The sequence below is a fragment of the uncultured Dubosiella sp. genome (assembly GCF_964018005.1).
Classification (GTDB): domain Bacteria; phylum Bacillota_I; class Bacilli_A; order Erysipelotrichales; family Erysipelotrichaceae; genus Dubosiella; species Dubosiella muris.
In genome coordinates, this window is sequence record NZ_CAXHOA010000002.1 from 18,508 (window position 1) to 35,190 (window position 16,683).

General features: G+C 55.7%; 17 protein-coding genes and 1 tRNA gene. 9 read left to right on the plus strand and 9 right to left on the minus strand.

Annotated features, from left to right (window positions below; genetic code table 11):
• Positions 1-26 precede the first annotated feature (26 nt).
• The gene (locus tag ABNS49_RS01760; protein ID WP_168353648.1) at positions 27-1,661 is read right to left on the minus strand and encodes a peptide ABC transporter substrate-binding protein; all 1,635 of its coding nucleotides are present in this window, start codon (positions 1,659-1,661) and stop codon (positions 27-29) included.
• Between the two features lie 122 nt (positions 1,662-1,783).
• Here ABNS49_RS01760 and ABNS49_RS01765 point away from each other — a divergent pair, with 122 nt between their 5' ends.
• The 3 genes from ABNS49_RS01765 (at position 1,784) to ABNS49_RS01775 (ending at position 3,380) form a co-directional block, all read left to right on the plus strand.
• The gene (locus ABNS49_RS01765; RefSeq protein WP_289197109.1) at positions 1,784-2,548 is read left to right on the plus strand and encodes a hypothetical protein; all 765 of its coding nucleotides are present in this window, start codon (positions 1,784-1,786) and stop codon (positions 2,546-2,548) included.
• Positions 2,549-2,609: 61 nt separating this feature from the next.
• On the plus strand, positions 2,610-2,969 hold the full coding sequence (locus tag ABNS49_RS01770) for a MerR family transcriptional regulator (protein WP_135981092.1): 360 nt from the start codon (positions 2,610-2,612) through the stop codon (positions 2,967-2,969).
• 81 nt (positions 2,970-3,050) lie between these two features.
• Positions 3,051-3,380, plus strand: a complete 330-nt coding sequence (locus ABNS49_RS01775) for a winged helix-turn-helix domain-containing protein (RefSeq protein ID WP_135981091.1) — start codon at positions 3,051-3,053, stop codon at positions 3,378-3,380.
• Positions 3,381-3,423: 43 nt separating this feature from the next.
• Here ABNS49_RS01775 and bsh read toward each other — a convergent pair whose 3' ends face one another.
• From bsh to ABNS49_RS01790, 3 genes are all read right to left on the minus strand, one after another.
• Positions 3,424-4,401: a choloylglycine hydrolase gene (gene bsh, locus ABNS49_RS01780; RefSeq protein ID WP_135981090.1), complete on the minus strand. Its 978-nt coding sequence runs from the start codon at positions 4,399-4,401 to the stop codon at positions 3,424-3,426.
• A gap of 73 nt (positions 4,402-4,474) precedes the next feature.
• The gene (locus ABNS49_RS01785) at positions 4,475-5,008 is read right to left on the minus strand and encodes a TetR family transcriptional regulator (protein WP_135981089.1); all 534 of its coding nucleotides are present in this window, start codon (positions 5,006-5,008) and stop codon (positions 4,475-4,477) included.
• Between the two features lie 72 nt (positions 5,009-5,080).
• Entirely contained in the window at positions 5,081-6,001 is a 921-nt protein-coding gene (locus ABNS49_RS01790) for a hypothetical protein (protein WP_290092230.1), read from the minus strand.
• An 89-nt stretch (positions 6,002-6,090) separates the two neighbouring features.
• On the opposite strand from ABNS49_RS01790, the gene ABNS49_RS01795 reads away from it, so the two are divergent.
• Genes ABNS49_RS01795 through ABNS49_RS01805 form a run of 3 tightly spaced genes read left to right on the plus strand, consistent with a single transcriptional unit; the run spans position 6,091 to position 10,732 of the window.
• Positions 6,091-7,017 carry a type II CAAX endopeptidase family protein gene (locus ABNS49_RS01795; RefSeq protein ID WP_168353647.1) on the plus strand — a complete coding sequence of 309 codons (927 nt, stop codon included), beginning with the start codon at positions 6,091-6,093 and terminating at the stop codon, positions 7,015-7,017.
• Entirely contained in the window at positions 7,014-8,117 is a 1,104-nt protein-coding gene (locus ABNS49_RS01800) for an exonuclease SbcCD subunit D (protein ID WP_135981086.1), read from the plus strand. The genes ABNS49_RS01795 and ABNS49_RS01800 overlap by 4 nt, the downstream gene beginning before the upstream one ends.
• Positions 8,108-10,732 (plus strand): SMC family ATPase, encoded by a 2,625-nt coding sequence (locus ABNS49_RS01805; RefSeq protein WP_135981085.1) that lies wholly within the window; start codon positions 8,108-8,110, stop codon positions 10,730-10,732. Before ABNS49_RS01800 ends, ABNS49_RS01805 begins: the two co-directional genes overlap by 10 nt.
• A 56-nt stretch (positions 10,733-10,788) precedes the next feature.
• On the opposite strand, the gene ABNS49_RS01810 is transcribed toward ABNS49_RS01805, so the two are convergent.
• Together ABNS49_RS01810 and ABNS49_RS01815 are read right to left on the minus strand one after the other, a co-directional pair.
• Positions 10,789-12,147: a sodium-dependent transporter gene (locus ABNS49_RS01810; RefSeq protein WP_135981084.1), complete on the minus strand. Its 1,359-nt coding sequence runs from the start codon at positions 12,145-12,147 to the stop codon at positions 10,789-10,791.
• A 70-nt stretch (positions 12,148-12,217) separates the two neighbouring features.
• Positions 12,218-12,907 (minus strand): hypothetical protein, encoded by a 690-nt coding sequence (locus ABNS49_RS01815; protein WP_135981083.1) that lies wholly within the window; start codon positions 12,905-12,907, stop codon positions 12,218-12,220.
• A gap of 198 nt (positions 12,908-13,105) precedes the next feature.
• Between ABNS49_RS01815 and ABNS49_RS01820 the strand changes: the two genes are divergently transcribed.
• The gene (locus ABNS49_RS01820; RefSeq protein ID WP_135981082.1) at positions 13,106-13,399 is read left to right on the plus strand and encodes a hypothetical protein; all 294 of its coding nucleotides are present in this window, start codon (positions 13,106-13,108) and stop codon (positions 13,397-13,399) included.
• 110 nt (positions 13,400-13,509) lie between these two features.
• Here ABNS49_RS01820 and ABNS49_RS01825 read toward each other — a convergent pair whose 3' ends face one another.
• The 3 genes from ABNS49_RS01825 to ispD all read right to left on the minus strand — a co-directional run bounded on the left by ABNS49_RS01825 (position 13,510) and on the right by ispD (position 15,818).
• Positions 13,510-14,598, minus strand: coding sequence for a DUF2974 domain-containing protein (locus tag ABNS49_RS01825; protein ID WP_135981060.1), 1,089 nt, complete (start codon positions 14,596-14,598; stop codon positions 13,510-13,512).
• Between the two features lie 63 nt (positions 14,599-14,661).
• Positions 14,662-15,141: a hypothetical protein gene (locus tag ABNS49_RS01830; protein WP_135981061.1), complete on the minus strand. Its 480-nt coding sequence runs from the start codon at positions 15,139-15,141 to the stop codon at positions 14,662-14,664.
• A gap of 26 nt (positions 15,142-15,167) precedes the next feature.
• A complete protein-coding gene (gene ispD / locus ABNS49_RS01835) occupies positions 15,168-15,818 on the minus strand; it encodes a 2-C-methyl-D-erythritol 4-phosphate cytidylyltransferase (protein WP_135981062.1) in 651 nt (216 codons plus the stop codon).
• Between the two features lie 105 nt (positions 15,819-15,923).
• Here ispD and ABNS49_RS01840 point away from each other — a divergent pair, with 105 nt between their 5' ends.
• Both ABNS49_RS01840 and ABNS49_RS01845 read left to right on the plus strand, forming a co-directional pair.
• Positions 15,924-16,472 carry a GNAT family N-acetyltransferase gene (locus tag ABNS49_RS01840; RefSeq protein ID WP_168353645.1) on the plus strand — a complete coding sequence of 183 codons (549 nt, stop codon included), beginning with the start codon at positions 15,924-15,926 and terminating at the stop codon, positions 16,470-16,472.
• Between the two features lie 136 nt (positions 16,473-16,608).
• A tRNA-Arg gene (locus tag ABNS49_RS01845) sits at positions 16,609-16,682 on the plus strand.
• Position 16,683: the final 1 nt, after the last annotated feature.

Consider the following 16,683-nt stretch of genomic DNA (forward strand, 5'->3'; position numbering starts at 1 on the left):
AAAGCCGCACGCGCGGCTTCTTCTTTTTATTCTTGATCGTCGATCGTCACGTACTTGTAGACGAACGGCACGCCGACCGGATTGTCGACAAGGTGTTTTACGCTTGGGTTGAGCAAGTCGGATGCGCCGGTCTGGAAAATCGGAGCGACCGCCACGTCTTCCATCGCGATTTTTTCCGCTTTTTTCAACGCGTCCCAGCGCGCTTCGTCGGTGCTGGCGTTCGCGGCTTCGTCCAGCGCCTTCTTGTATTCGTCGGAATCGTATTTTCCAAAGTTGAAGGAGCCGCCCGGCACCAGAACGTTCAAATACGTCGTCGGATCGGCGTAGTCCGGACCCCATCGCGTGAGCACGAGATCAAAGTCGCCGTTTTGTTGGGTTTTGAGACGGACGTTTTTCTCCTGGGAAACCATTTCGATGTTCAAGCCATCCAGGCTCGCGAACTCGGACTGCATAAATTCGGCAGCCGACTTGGACGGATCGCTTGGCTCGAACAGGAAGCGCAGCGTGATCTCGTCTTTGCCGAGTTCTTTTTTCGCTTTTTCAAAATACTCTTGCGCGAGTTTTTTCGTGTCCTCGCCGCGTTCGAGGAAGAAACCTTCCGTGGTTTCGCGGTAATCCTTGCCGTCCGGGCCGTTGGAAAGCTGACGGGTCACGAAGCCTTCCGCCGGAATGGAGCCGTCTTTCAGGACGTTTTGAGTCAAGTTGTCGCGATCCACCACGTAGGCGAGCGCTTTACGCAAGTTTTCATTTTGCAGATCCGGGTTGTCCAAATTGTATTGCAGATACCACAGGAAGCTGCCAAGAACCGACTTGTACGCCGGGTTGTCTTTGTATTTGTCGACAAGCGAGGAGTTCAGGCGGGCGTAGTCGGTCGTTCCGTTTTCGAAGGCGAGCGCGGCCGAGCTCGGCTCCGGCACGATGGAAATGTTGATTTCCTCCAGCGCGACGTCGTCGGCGCCCCAGTAGTTCTCGTTTTTCTCCAGCTTGAGCGAGTTGCCTTTGGTCCAGTTGACCAGCTTGAATGGACCGCACGCCATGAGCGTGTCGGCCGACAAGCCGTATTGCTCGCCTTGTTCGGTGGCGAACGCCTCGTTGACTGGATAAAACGGCGGGAAAGTCGTCAGGGAAACGAAATACGGCGTTTTTCGCTCCAGCTCGACCACGAATGTTTTGTCGTCTTTGGCTTTGACCGCCAGCGCGTCTTTGTTTTCGGGGTTGCCCATCGCCTCGCCGGCTCCTTTGATGCACGCGCCATCCGTTCCGAAAATGTAGGCGTAGTCGCTGGTCGGATCGCTGGCGGCGTCTTTCCAGGCGTACTCGAAATCGGCGGCCGTCACCGGATCGCCGTTGTCCCAGGACGCGTCCCGCAAATGGAACGTGTACGTCAAGCCGTCCTCGGACACATCGTAGCTTTCGGCCAGCGCGGGCACGATGTCCCCGTTCTCGTCGGTCGTTTCCAACCCTTCGATGGTCATGTTGATGACCTCGAACGACATCCCGTCGGTTGCCAGAGTCGAGTCCATCGTAATGACGTCGTTTTCTTTGGCCAGATTCAGCGTCTTGCGCCCGGCGCTGGCCGAGGTATCGCTAGTTCCCGACGAACAGCCGACCAGGGAAAGCGCGAGTGCGCCGGTCCAAAGAAGTTTTGATCCTTTGTTCATAATCTCTATTTCCTCTCTTTTCTGCATTCAGTATATCAATATATGATATCGCTTACAATTTGATATTTTTCAAAAAAAGCGTTAAATTTTCAGTTTACAACGCAAAATCGTATACTGAAGCTATGAAAGACAAAACCATCTATTGCCCCAAGGCAAAGAAACCATACTTTATAAAAACGGAAAGCGCCGACGGAAAAAACGTGCTTCGCGTCCAGCCGGACGATCCGTTTTCGCTGACGAAGCTGGAAATGCTCGTCCCTTCGCTGAAAAAGGAGTTTTCGCTTGCCAACATCGTGCAGGCGTCCAAAGTGTTTGAACACGGCGGGCCGTACGTCGACTTGTATGGCGCCACGCCCGCTGCCGCGCAAGACGATCCCCGCTGCCGGACATCGGGTTCGCTTGTGCGCTACACGTTTGAAAACACCTCGTATCCCTTGTATCCGGCGGAAGCCTTTTTGATTTGGCTCGTGTTTCTGGCGCTGCGTCAAAACCGGGTGCTTTCGCGCAAGCTGTGCGAATACGATGGATTTTCCTGCGAAAAGGAGCCGGTTCTTGCGCTGGCGTATGGCATGTACGTGGCGCTGGCCCGCAACGGAAAGATTCGCGCGGTGGAAACGTTCGACGATTTGATCGACTTGCTGTATAACCAGGACGTGGTCGTCATGAAAGAGCAGAAGCCCAAAGATCCCGACTTGCGCAAATCGCTCGTTTTGCGTCAGCCAAGCCGTAAAAAGGCGTTCGCGATTGGCGACTGGATCGTGCATCCGACGATTGGAAAAGGCGAAGTCGTGAAGAAGGACGCGAAAACGTACACGATTTTTTTTAAAGTCGCCGGGCCGAAAACGCTGCTCAAGGATTTTGTGGAAAAACAATGTCACTTAATGTAATTTTTCTTGTTGACTTGAAGTCTACTATAGACTCTATAATAACAGTCAAGGAGAAAATGCCATGTATATCAAAGAAGTCAGCGCGCTTTACAATGTGAAAGAGGAAACGCTTCGATACTATGAAAAAGCGGGCATGATCCCGCCTGTGCACCGGACTGAAAACGGAATTCGCGACTACTCCAAGGAAGATCTTGGCTGGGTGGAAAACGCGTTGTGTATGCGCAAAGCCGGGCTGTCGGTCAGCGCGATCGCCGAGTATGTCGGGCTCACGAAAGAAGGGGATGAAACGTTGAAAAAAAGGTTGCAGCTGCTGAAGGAACAAAAACAAAAACTGGAGGAAGAACGCGACCGCGTCAATGTGATGCTCGAGCGCCTCGACTTTAAGATCAGGAAATTTCAAAACAAGATCGACACGATGTGATCCGGCCAAACCGGGTCTTTTTTATTGTTCGCTTACAGAAGTGTTAGAAAATATTAAGAATTCTTTTCTATAATACGAACTATGATGACAAATTATCCATCAAAATCCCGTTATGTCGCGCTGGAGGGCGCCATCGTCTACGATTCGCAAACCCAAACCATCCGCACGCCCAAAACCATCGTCGCCCTGACCCCGAGCGAGCGCCGCATCGTGCGCCGCCTTGTCGAGAATCAAGGCGAGGTCGTGTCCAGGGAACAGCTGATGCTCGATCTCTGGAACACGAGCGAGTACATCGGGGAGGGAACGCTGACGACCCACATTTCCCGGCTGCGACGCAAGCTGAAGCGGCAAATTGGATGCGGCCTGATTCAGACCGTCAAAGGGAAGGGATACAAGCTGCCAAAAAGATAAGCGAAAAAAAGCCCCGCCAAAAAGGCGGGGCGCAAAGCGGACGCTAGTTTTGCGCGTGGAACTGGAACTCTTTCAGAACCGGATAGGAAACAAGCGTTTTCGCTTCCAGATCTTCCTTGTTCATATCCACGGCCGTCAGGCTTTGGTTGTAGTAAGTCGAATAATAGAAAATACCGGTGTCGGTGTCGATGCAGCAGGCATACTGCGTGATTTCAAAGACACCCGGTTTGATTTCCGCTTCGCCGCGAACTTGCTGCACATTCGATAAAATGTGGAAAAACTGGGCGACGTTTTTTTGCGGATCCGGATCGCAAACCGAATTCAAATTCGTAAACGCCACGCGGACGAACCGGCTGACCGAGTCGACGCCGCCAGGCAGGCCGCTTGAACCAAGACCGCGCGAGAACAAGTCGATGCCTTTCATGTCGGGCGCGAATTGAATCGTCGGCTCGTGGCGCGTCAAGTTGACGTAGTTGGCCATGTTGTAGGACATCCAGTCGAATGTTGGCGCGTTCGTCAAAACGCCCCAGTTGTTGTCGTACACTTTCAAACCGTCTTTTGTGCTTTCCACCACGAAGCTGCCTTCTTTCGATCCCACGATCCAGTGCATTGGCGAAGTCGGCTGCTGCTCGCTGAACGGAATGTCCCAAATGTTCATATTGTCGAACAAGGCGCGCGCCTCTTGCAGCGTGGAAGCTTGCGTCAACACGTAAGGGATGAGCTCGAACGTCGCGACATTGTCTTTGCCCTCGGCTTTCGGGAAGTATTTGGCAAAGCCGGCAAACGCCGTTCCTACCATGCCAAGCCCTTTGTCGTTGGCGGCTTCAAAGTAAAGCGGATAGTCGTTTTGGATGATCGCCATGCCAATGAGCGCGTTGTGCGACGTGCATGTTTTGCCGTTGCGCCACTGGAACGGATAGTTGCGCGGCGTGACGACGACATCGTTCGGGAAATCAAAGTCCCAGTCCAGATTGCGGCCGATGTAATGATGGCCGTTCGTATAGTTCAATGCTGTACACATAAATGCAACCTCTTTTCTATGACAATCCCATCATACAACGTTCAGCCGATAAAAAAGAAGCGAGTCGCCCCGCTCAATATAAAGTGTGCAGCGCCCGGGCGATTCGCCCGATGACTTCCTGCACGATCGTTTGATCTTCGTTTCGCGAATTGAGAAACGTGTAGTACGCCCCCTGGATCTGGTACGTCAGCAAGATTTCCGTTTCGACACGGTTGCGCAAATGCGGATACTTGTTCCAGACATACGTCTTGACCGCCCGGTCCAGCCGGCTGGCCAGCAGCTCCTTTTTTTGATTGGGAAAGAGCAGCTCGATTTGCGGCTCGTAACGAATGAGCGCCTGATAGAGGTCGACAGCGAAGAGCTCGGAAGTTTTCAGCGAGTAAAGATCGTTGCGGGGCAGCGAATGAAGAATCTCGTACACAAGCTCCGCTTCCAGCTGCGCGCTTAAGTCCTGTAAATCGTGGTAATGGGCGTAAAATGTCGATTTGTTGATCCGCGCTTTTTCACACAGTTCCTTCACAGTCAATCGCTCGACAGGTTTTGTTTTGATCAAAGCTAAAAATGTCGCAATGATCGCATTTTTGGATTTGATGGCTCGTTTATCCATGATTTTCACTGATCTCCTTATTGTTCTACATTGCGTCTATCACTTTATCTTAAAACCCGGGGACTGACAAGCCTAAACCCCGTTTCCCTGGCGCGTTTCGCACAACCGCTCATACCGGCGCGCCATGTTGGCAGAAGGGGTGAATCCGTAGCGCTTCGTGGCGTAGGCGAAAGCGAGCCGCCAGGCATCGAGATGGCCGGCCTCGTACAGCTCGAACAAAAAGTCGAGAATCTCGGTCTGGCCTGGCTCGTCCTGCCAATACGTTTGCACGCCTTCGGCCGTCATATCCAGGCTTTCATCCAGAAAAAAAGCGAGCAAGTCCAGACGCCGCCGCGCCCGGTCCGGCATGTTCTGCCGCTTTTCCTTGACGATTTCGCGCAAAAACTCACGGGCGGGCATCGTCTTCACCTGGGCGACCAGCGCGTCCGCCAGCCGTCCGGCGCTTCCTTGCGGCTCGATCACAAGCCGGGCGAACCAGTCGCACACCGCGCCAAGATTTTGCCGGGTCGCGCCAAGGGCCAGCCGGCGGTGGATGGCGGTCGCAAACAAGGAAAGCTGTGACTGCCGCAAGGCGGCAAACGGGCTGGCCGTATTGAACAAGGCGTATTTTGCGGCGTACGACAGCGTGGAAACGAGTTTTTCCATCACGGCCGCGCTTTGGGCGAACGCCTCGTCGTCTGGCGTGATCGCGTCCAGCGCTTTGAAGTAGCGTTGGACCTGGACGCGCCAGCGCGCCTGTTCGGCTTTGGAAACGACGCGGTTGGGCATCCGGTACAGCCCTTGCGTGGCCTGGTCGCAAAACCGTCCGATCTCAAAAAAGAGCGCGTCGGGATCGAGAGCGGGCGCCGGCTCGTGCCGCAACGTCGCGAGCAGCGCGTCGTCCCATTGCGCGCGCTGGGAGGCGGACAGCTGTTTGTACGTTTCAATGAGCGCTTTTTTGATGTCGTCTGTCTGGGCGTTTTTCAGTTCCTTTTTCAAGTTGTTGATTTTCATTGGTCACCTCTATGCATAGTATACAACGTCTCGTACGGTTTTTTTGTGATAGAATACGATCAATAAGAAAAGAAAGGATTGTGATAGATATGAATCACCCTCTCGCCAATTTATATGGGCGCGCGAAACAGACGTTGTCCACGATCGGCATCGCGCTTTGGATTTATTTGCTCGTGCAGCTTTGCGTGTCGCTTCTTTTGGGGCTTGGACTTGGGTCGGGCGTCGCGCTGTTTCCCGAGCTGACTTTTTCCTATTTTGATATGATGAACTTTTTTAACGCGATTGCGCTGCTTGTCGTCACGCCGCTTTCCGGTGGACTGGCCACGTGGTTTGTCAGCGACAGCCTGCGCTTGTCGTACCGGAAGCAATGGAGCCTGCGCTTTCGCAAGCGGGACATCGTGCATGGCTTTTGCGTGGTGCTGCTTTGCTCCTTTGTCAGCGGCTTGCTCATCAACGGGTTGAGCCTGCTGCTGCCGGCCCCGATCGAGCAGCCCGATTTTGGCTATTCCGCCAACGCGCTTTCCAACGCGCTGTTGTTCGTGTCGGTCGCGCTAGTCGGGCCGGTCGTGGAGGAAGTTTTTTTCCGGGGCACGATTTTGCGCGCCACGGCGCCTTACGGCCGGTTGTTCGCGCTGGGATTTAGCTCGTTTTGCTTCGCGATGATGCATTTGAACATCGCCCAGGGCGTGCCGGCGTTTTTTATGGGCTTTGTGCTGGGCTGGTTTTATTTGAAGTCAAATTCGCTGGTGGTGCCCGTCGCGATTCACGTTTTGAACAACACGCTGGCGTTTTTGGCCATGGACGAGTCGCTGGCTTGGATCGCTTCGATCGTCATTTTGCTGGCCGCGTGCTATGGCGTGGTGTATTTGGCGCTGCACGCCAGACAAATCGGGGCCGAGCTGGACGAGGCGCAAGGCGATCCGCACTTTTTAACGCTCGTGTGCACGAATCCGTGGCTGATCGCGTTTTTTATCGTTTTCGTGCTCGCGTCGCTGGGCACGCTGGTGACGCTATGAGACTGCTGCATCTTTCCGACCTTCATCTTGGCAAACGGGTCCATGGCTTTTCCATCGAGGAAGAGCAGGCCGACATGCTTGGGCAAATCGTTCGTTTCGTTCAGGAGCAAGCCATTGACGCCGTGCTGATCGCCGGCGACGTGTACGATCGGGCCGTTCCTTCCGAAGTGGCGATGGTGCTGCTGGACCGGTTTTTGAACACGCTGGCCAGCCGTTCGGTTCCGGTTTATATGATTAGCGGCAACCACGATTCCGCCATCCGGCTCCAGTACGGCGCCGCCTTGTTCGCGCACGCGGGCATCAAAATCGCCTCCACGCTGCAGGAAACCGTCCAGACCGCGCGGGTTGGCGACGTGGAGCTCGTCATGATTCCGTTTTTAAAGCCCGCTTTGGTGCGCCCGCTGTTTCCGGATCGAACGATTGAAACGTATGCGGATGCGATGGACGCCGTTTTGTCCACGCTCAAGCTGGAGCCTGGATGCAAGCACATCGCGCTGGTCCACCAGTTTATCGCGGGTTCGAAAACGTGCGACTCGGAGCAAAAAAGCATTGGCGGACTCGACGAGATTCCCGCGGAAACGTTCAAGGATTTCGACTACGTGGCGCTTGGGCATTTGCATTCGTTTCAAAAGCCGGCCGCCAACATGGCGTATTGCGGCACGCTGCTGAAGTATTCCGCCGACGAGATCCGGCAGCGCAAACGGTTTGTCGTGCTCGACGTGGGCGAGACGATTCAAATGGAAACGCATGATTTTCATCCGCTTCGCGATCTGGTTGAAATCAAGGGAACGTACATGGAGCTGACGGACCGGTCGTTTTACGAAACGCTGGACTTGTCGAACTACTATTCGATCGTGCTGCTTGACGACCACGACATCGTCAATGCCCACGCCAAGCTTCAAACGATTTATCCGAAAATCCTGAAGCTGACGTACGTCAACCGGCCGGCCCCGACAGGCGACTTTGCGCCGGCCGCCGTCGAGAAGCTGGATCCGCTGACGGTCATCGACGCGTTTTACCAAAGCCAAAACGGCCGCCCGGTCAGCGAGGCGCAAAAGCGGTGGATCGTCGGGCACTGGGAGGAGAGCGTATGCGATTAAACACTTTGACGATGAGCGCGTTTGGCCCGTACGCCGGCGAGCAGACAATCGACTTTCGCCGCTTTGGAACGAACGGCTTGTATTTGGTCAGCGGCGACACCGGCGCGGGCAAGACGACGATTTTCGACGCGATCGTTTACGGGTTGTATGGAAGCGTCAGCGGCGATGTCCGGGAAACGAGCATGTTGCGCTCGCGCTACGCGGACGATCGAACGCCGACGTTTGTGAAGCTGACGTTTGAAGTCAACGGGCAGACGTACCATGTTTTGCGGGGACCGGAATACGAGCGCCCCAAAGCGCGCGGAACCGGGACGACGAAGCAAAAGGCGCTTTGCGAGCTGACGTTCGAGGATGGCCGGCCGCCTGTCACGAAGGCGGCGCTCGTCAATTCGGCGATTGAGGAAGCGCTTGGGCTGACGCGGGACCAGTTCAAGCAAGTCAGCATGATCGCGCAAGGCGACTTTTTGAAAGTTTTGCTCGCGAAAACCGACGAGCGCACCCGGATTTTGCGCAGCTTGTTTCATACCGACCGCTACCGGCGGCTGCAAGAGGAAATCAACGAGGAGGCCAACGCGCAAAAAAGCGCGCTTCTTGAACGCGAGCGCCGGCTTCAGGAAAAAATCGGCCAGCTGGAAACGTTTCCGGCGGACGAGCGGTTTGAACTGGAAGCGCTGGTTCGCTTTCTTGACGAGGAAACGAAGGCGTGTCACACAAAACGGGACGCGCTGGACGCGGCGCAAAAGGCGTGCGACGCCAAACGGATCCAGCTCGGCAAATGGAACGAGCAATCCAAAAAAGTGCAGGCGCAGCAACAGGCCCGCCAGCAGCTCGACGAAGCCAACGCGCGGCTGGCCGTCCTCGAACAAGAACGGCAGACGCTTGCTTTGCGGCAGGCGCGCTATGGAACGTGGATCGAAGAGCGAAGCGCGCTAAGCCAGGCGCTGGAGCAAGCCAGACGCCGTAAGCAAACCGAGGAAAGCTATCAAAACGCGCGAAAAAAGCGAAAGGCGCTGGAACAAGCGCTGGAAAGTGAAAAAGCGCGCGTCGCGACTTTGCAAGTGGAAATCGACCAGCTGCAAACGGAAGAAGGCGACGAGCGCACTCTCGCGCTGGAATTGGAAAAATGGCAGGAACAAGCCGGCGCGCGCCAGAAGATCGAGGCGTTAAAAGCCGAGCAAGCCGAACGTAGCCGCGCGTTAAGCGAAGCAAAACAACGGTACGAGCAAACGCGAACCGACTACGAGGCGGCGCAAGCAAAGGCGGCGCGCATCGAGCTGGCGTACTACGACAGCCAGGCGGGCTGGCTGGCAAAACGACTGGAAGACGGGCGGCCTTGTCCGGTTTGCGGCGCGCTGGATCATCCGCACCCGGCCGCGCTATGCGCCCAGGCGGCCACCAAAGAAGACGTGGAGCAAGCGCGTCAGGCGGCGCAGCGCATACGCAAGGCGCTGGAAACGGAAGCGAACGCCTGTTTGCGTCTGGAGGAAGCGGGCGCCCACGCCCAAACGGAACTGGACGGGCTGGAAAAGAAGACGCCGCCCCGGGCGAGCATCGAAGAGCAGCTGGCGCGGCTGCGCACGCGTCAAAAGACGCTGGTGGAACGAACGCGTCGTCTGGAGGCGGCGCGTCAAACGTTGCAGGAAGCCGTCGGACGGCTTGCGGCAAAGGAAGACGAATGGCGGACTTGCCGGGAACAGGAAATCGAATGGCGGACGACGTGGCAGGCTTTGGGTTCGGCGACGGACGACGAGGCGGCGCTGAAAGCGCGGCAGGAAACGCTGGAAGCGCAAATCGAGACGTTCGAGCAGCATCGCAAACGCGTGGACGAGGAATGGCTCGCGCAGCAGACGCGGCGGGCCGAATACCAGGCGCTGGCGCAGGAATCGTTGAACGCCCCGGCCGATTTGGACCGGCAAATCGAGGCGCTGCGCGATTTCATCCAGATGGAGCAAACCCGGCTGGATGTCGAAAAAAAAGAGCAGGCGGACCGGTTGTACGCTTTGGAGCACGACCAAAAGGTCGGCTTGCAAATCGAACGGGAGCAAAAAGAAACGGAAGCGCAGCGCATGGCGCTTTCGGAGCTGAAAAATCTGGCGGACACGTTGAATGGAAAGCTGGGCGGCCAGTACAAGATCGGGCTGGAAACGTACGTGCAAATGGCGTATTTTGACGAGGTGCTCGCCCGGGCCAACGTCCGGCTCATGCAAATGAGCGAGGGACATTACGAGCTGATTCGCTACCAGGCGGGCAACCGGCAGTCGCAAACCGGCTTGGATCTAGGTGTGATCGACCACTACAACGGAACGAAGCGCAGCGTCCGCACGTTGTCGGGTGGCGAGTCGTTCGAGGCCAGCCTGGCGCTCGCGCTGGGTTTGGCGGACACGATTGGCGCGATGAATGGCGGGGTGTTTTGCGAAACGATGTTTATTGACGAGGGCTTTGGCACGCTGGACGACCAGACGCTGGGCCACGCGATCGACATGCTCGCGCAGCTGGCGGCGCACAAGTCGGTTGGTATCATTTCCCATGTGGCGGCGCTCAAAGAGCGCATCGACGCGCAAATCGTCGTGGAAAAGAGGCAGGCGGGCGGCGCGTTCGCGAAAACGATTGTGTAAAAGACAAAGAAAAAGCAGCTATCAAAGAAACAACGCTTTGAGGCTGCTTTTTTTGATTAAAGCAAAAGTCCGGTGACGAAAAGAAGCGCGATGCCGGCTGGCAGCACGTATTGCATGTAGGGACGCATCCATTCCTGGACGCGGGCTCCGCGGCCGGTGTTGGCCTCTTTTTTGAAGGCGTTCCATCCCCATCCCAGGCTGGTCGTGCAATACAACACGAAGAGCAGCGATCCAAGCGGCAAAATCAGGCTGGAAACGAGGAAGTCCTCCAAGTCCAAAATCGTCGTTCCCGCCCCGAGCGGCTCGATGTGTTCGAGCACATTGAAGCCGAGCGCGCAAGGCAGGGACAAAACAAAGAGCGCGGCGCCGTTGACAAGACACGTCTTTTTCCGGCTCCATCCGGTCAAATCCATCGTGGCGGACAAGATGTTTTCAAAGACGCCCAGCACCGTGGAGAGGGCGGCGAACGTCATGAAGGCGAAAAACAGCGCGCCCCACAACCGGCCAAGGGGCATGGCGCTGAAAATGTTGGGGAGCGTTAAAAAGATCAGGGACGGGCCGGCGCTGACTTCGACGTTGTAGGCGAAGCAGGCCGGGATGACGATCATGCCCGCGACGATGGCGACAAACGTGTCGAGCGCCGCCACATGGACGCTTTCTTTGAGCAGGCTGTGCTCGCGGTCGATGTAGGAGCCAAAGATGGCCATGCCGCCCATACCGAGCGAGAGGGTGAAAAAAGCCTGGTTCATGGCGGCGACGACGACTTGTCCCCAGCCAATGGCGCGGACGCGCTCGATGTCCGGCAGCAAGTAAAAGGCGAGGCCTTCCCGGGCGCCGGGCAGAAACACCGAGTGGACGGCCAGGACGAGCATAATGGCCAGCAGCAAGATCATCATGACTTTGGTGACGCGTTCCAAACCGTTTTGCAGGCCGGCCGCGCAGACGAGAAAGCCGATGCCGACGATGCCGCCCATAAAAAAGACGAGCGTCCAGGGGCTGGCGTTCATCGTTTCAAAGTGGGCGGCGATCGCTTCGGGACCGGCGCCTTCAAACGCGCCGCTTGCGGTGTCGAAAAAGTATTTGAGCATCCATCCGGCGACGGTCGTGTAAAACATCATGAGCAAATAGTTGCCGGCGAGGGCGACTTTGCCGTGCCAGCGCCAGCCTTTTTTTTGCGGGGTGAGCGTTTCGTAAAGCCGGGCGCACGATTTTTGCGAGGCGCGCCCGAGCGAGAACTCCATGCAAAGCACGGGGATTCCGAGCAGGACTAAAAAAAGCAGGTAAATTCCGATAAAGATGGCGCCGCCGTTTTGCCCGGCGACGTATGGAAATTTCCACACGTTGCCGATGCCGATCGCGCATCCCGCCGACAGCAGGATAAAACCGAGGCGGGAGCCAAGTCGTTCACGTTCCATGAGCGAAGTCTCCTTTCTTCGTACGGTTCATTTTAGCATATTGTTTAAGGTAAAGTTAAATAAAAAAGGATCAGCTTTCAATTTCTGATCCAAAGGGGCCGAACAAATGCGTCAAGTCGTTCCGGATTTGCGTCAGGAGGGCGCGCCGTTTGTCAAGAGCGCTCGTGTGGGCGCTGGCTTTGGCGCATTCGGTACTGACGATGTCGTATTGTTTCATAATGGCTTTGTGGCGGGCCTGGGCGGCTTGAAAGGCGCTTTGACAGGCGGGTACCGTCGTAAAGACGTGCTCGTACAAGGCGTCGCGGGCCTGGTCCCAGTTGTTTTTGGCGCGCGCGACATCTTCGGGGGTGATGGCCAGGGCGCGCTCGTAAATGCCCTGATAGTATTCAAACATCGGCTGGCTGTATGCGTGGCGGCGGGCGGCCTCGAAGTTGACGGCGATGTAGTCCATCGCGATTTCGACTTGGATTTTATCTTTGGTTTGCAGCGCGGCCAAAATCTGGGCGGCGTGAATGTACGCCTTGCCGGTCATTTGATACGTTTCGATGTATCCTTGCCGTGCCGCGCGCGCTTTTCGCAGCGCGACGCCTTTTTCCTTCATCGCCTCGCCGCTTTCCAGCAGCGCGTCGTATAGTTCTTGCGAACGCTGCTCGGCTTGCAGCGTTTCATTTTCGCTGCGGGCCAAATCGCTAGTGACGATTTGAAGGATATGGCGAATATGATCCAACAGGGAATGCGATCCCCAATGCAATGATTCCATAAAATAGTCTTCCTCTTTCTTTCTTTTTAAAACATCTCATCCAAAGTATAACAATACAAAAAAGGAAACACAACCAGGCTCGGGGATGTAATCGCTTTCGCGCGAAAAAAATTGTCTGGTAAAAATCAAAACTATTTCTTGGTTTGGGAAAGGGTTTGTGGTAAGGTGAAATCAGAGTTCAACAGGAGTATCAAAAAGATGGAATCATGGGAACGAAGGCTGATCGAGGAAATGCACTTGCTCGTTGACCATTTGGCGGCCGCGCTGGAGGCGAAAGATTCGAATCAAATGCAAAGAGCGCTGGACGATCTGGTCATTTTGGGCGAAGTGACAACGTATTTGTCCCAAAGGGCGCATGAGGACGAGGCGCTTGCGCTGGGTCCGGCGCTTCAAAAGACGATTTTGGATGTCGTCGCGCTGTGGGAGAAAGATCGGGGAATGGAACTGAAGGAATGGGAACAAGGAGCCTCTCATGAATTTCCGGTTCATTGAATAAGAAAAGGAGTGCCGCCGACACTCCTTTTCTTCGCGTCCCGAAGCGAATGCAGGCTCGCTGTGGGGCGGGACGCCGAGAATAAGTATAACATATATTTGGCGCTTGTCTATTTTTCAAACGGCGGATTGATCGCTTCGGGAACGCTACGCAAGCTGAGAGCCGCCATTTCCTTGAGCGTGTGGACGAGAAAATGTTTCGTGTCCGGGCTGAGCTCCTTGGTGGCCTGCAAGATGGCCGGCAGGTTTTGGGGCAGGCTTTTGCGCCATTGCGCCGAGGTTTTGGCGTGGTCGCTGGCGAGCAAGGCATACAACGTGGTAAAGAAGCGTTCGCGCTCCTGCCGGGAAATGTGCGTCAGCCAGGCGTTGATGGCCGTGTTCATGTAGAGGGCGCCAGGGGTTTGATGCGACAAGGTGACAAACCTCTCCCCTTCGACCAGCCACGAGTACGGGTCGTGCTGCCAGATGCTGAACCGGTTGCTTTTGACGATCGTGTACGCTTCCTGCGCTTCCAAAATCATGCCGATGATGGAGGACTGGGGAACCGTCTTTTTGATTTTTGGCAGCAGCGCTTGGAACGGCTGGCTGGAAAAGGCGGTTTGCGGAAAGCCGGGCCCGTCGTGGGAGTACACGGCTTGAATGCGCGAGATGCCGGTTTGGCGCGTGGCGGCGAACACGGCGAGGTTGCCCCCTTTGGAGTGGCCGCCAACGAGCACCGTTCCTTGCAGTGCGGGCAGGGCGTCGGTTAAATAGCGGGCGGCTTCCAGCTGGCTTGGGACCGGAAAAGAGAAAGCCATGTTGAAGTCTTCCTTCCAGCCGACCAGCGTGGCGTCGGTGCCGCGAAAGGCAACATAGGCCAAATCGTCGTCGAGCTGGAAGCAGACGGCGCTAAACTGCTTCTCCTGAACTTCGCTGGAATCCTGGATGTAGCGGCTGACCTGGATGTCGCGATAGCGCGGGCTGGCGCATAGGGCGGTGAAGAGCGCCTGGCTGCGGGGCGCCGAGTAGACGTTGTGAAACATGGCGTCGAAGTTTTCGGCTTTATACAAGTCTTTGAGGGCGACCCGGTCTTCGAAAGCGAGCGGCAGGCGCAAATAGGCAAGGCAGGAAAGAATCAGGCTGTCGACTTCGTTAAAGGGAAGCTCTTTCCAGGTTTGCAGGCGGGTTTGGGCGTATTCGACGATTGTGGTTTCTGGCATGCGGCACCTCCATTGGCCTTATTATTTCAAATTCGAAAAAAAAGAAGAAGCCAAACACTTCTTCTAGAGCGTCAAAATCGGGGTGTCGCCGCAGGCGGAAACGGCTTGCGAATAGCTGTCGATCGAAATGTTTTGCTCGACGGCGTGCTGGAGGCAAAACATCAGCAGGCGCGTGTCGAAGCCTTGCAGGCCGGCATGGGCGTGGATGGCCGGGTAACGCGTCAAGGCGTCGAGGACGGCGTCTTTGGATTCGAGCCGGATCGGCTCGGCCAGGCCGACGACGAGCACGTTTTCCTCGCTGACGGCTTTGAGCCCGTTGATGAGCGCCGCGTACGGATGGTCGGCCATGCGGACGAGCATCGTTTTTGGCTTTGGATCCAGCGAGAGGCGCAGCTGCCAGTCGCGCAGGCAGCTCACGACGATTTGGGCGCAGGCCGGATCGCCGGCGAAGACGTCGATGTCGTGGCACAAGGTTTCGAAGGAATCGGTTTCCTCCTGACAAAAATCGAAAATCAATGCGGAATAGTGAAGCAGCTCTTCCATAAATCCTCCTTGCTCAATACGCTTTTTTAATCGTGGATCAAATCGCTTGGCAGCGTGATCTTGATATTTTCCTCGTCGCCGTAAACGACCCGGACGGGAATCTTTCCATACCATTCGACAAGCTGGGCGTCGTCGGTCGCGAGCTTGCCGGCATTTTTCGCTTTTTCGTGGCACTTTTGGATCAGGCTCGTTTTAAAGCATTGCGGGGTTTGGGCCCGGTACACCTGGTCGCGGCAAAGCGTTTGGGCAACGTAGCCCCCTTCGACGAGTTTGACCGTGTCGACGCTGGGTACCATCAGCAAACACGCGTCTTCGATTTCGAGGGTCTTTTTCAATTCGTAAATCGAGTACGGCTTCAGGAAAGGTCTGGCGGCGTCGTGGATGAAAACGTAGTCCTCCTTTACGGCATCCAGGCCGTTGCAGACGGATTGCTGCCGGGTGTCGCCGCCGGCGACAAAGCAGATGCGTGGATCTTTGCTGTAGTTGGATTGGACGTAATCGAGCTCGTACGGGGCGCAGACCAGAACGATCTGCCGGCACTCCTCGTCGTCGAGGAACAGCGCCAGACTGGCGTCCAGCACGGTCCGGTCGGTGTCCAGATGATAAAAGACCTTGTTGTAGTCAAGGTTGGTGCGGCTTCCTCTGCCAGCCGCGAGCAGGATCGTACTGTAGTTCATGCAAAAATTATAGCACGCCCCCATGGCGGATGAAATGTGAAATCCGGGTTTTGGGCGAATTTTCAAGACTGGACAAGACGCGCTCTCCCTTTTATAATGCGAAGTATGCAAAGCGTAGGATATCGAAAGATGGAGGACCGGGAAGTTCCCTATATAAAAGAGTTGTATGAGGCGTCGTTTCCAAAAAGCGAAAAGAAGCCGTTCGAGGTGATGGTAAAAGGAAACGAGCGAATGTACGCCGTGGTGGAGGAGGACCGGGCTTGCGGGCTTCTGTTTACGCTCGAGGACGCCAACCACATTTTGATCGACTATTTCGCGGTGGATCCGCAAGCGCGAAAACGCCAAATCGGTTCCAGAGTCCTGAAGCAGTTTTTCGCCGCGCACGACAAGCCAATCGTTTTGGAGATCGAGGATCCGTGGTCGACGGAGGTGCCGGCGGAGCGCGCGCTACGTCAGCGGCGGAAGGCGTTTTATTTGCGCAACGGCATGCGGGAGCAAGCGTACAATGTCGATTTGTTTGGCGTGCGGATGGAAATGCTCGCGACGGTCGAAACGTTTTCGTTCGAGGCGTATTTGTCGTTGCTCAAGACGTGCCTTTTTGATGGCGTGGAGCGCTACGTGGCCTTGGCCGAGAAGACAACGCGGGAAAGCTAGGCGAGAAGGTCTTGTACAAGACTTTTTCGCGCCTGGAATGCGCGGTTGAAAAAAATTTAAAAAAATTGAATTTAAGTGTTGCATTCACCAGGGAGTAATGGTAATATAAGTGAGCACTTGATAAAGACAAGCACATGCGCCCATAGCTCAATTGGACAGAGCGTTTGACTACGGATCAAAAGGTTGCGGGTTCGACTCCTACTGGGCGCGC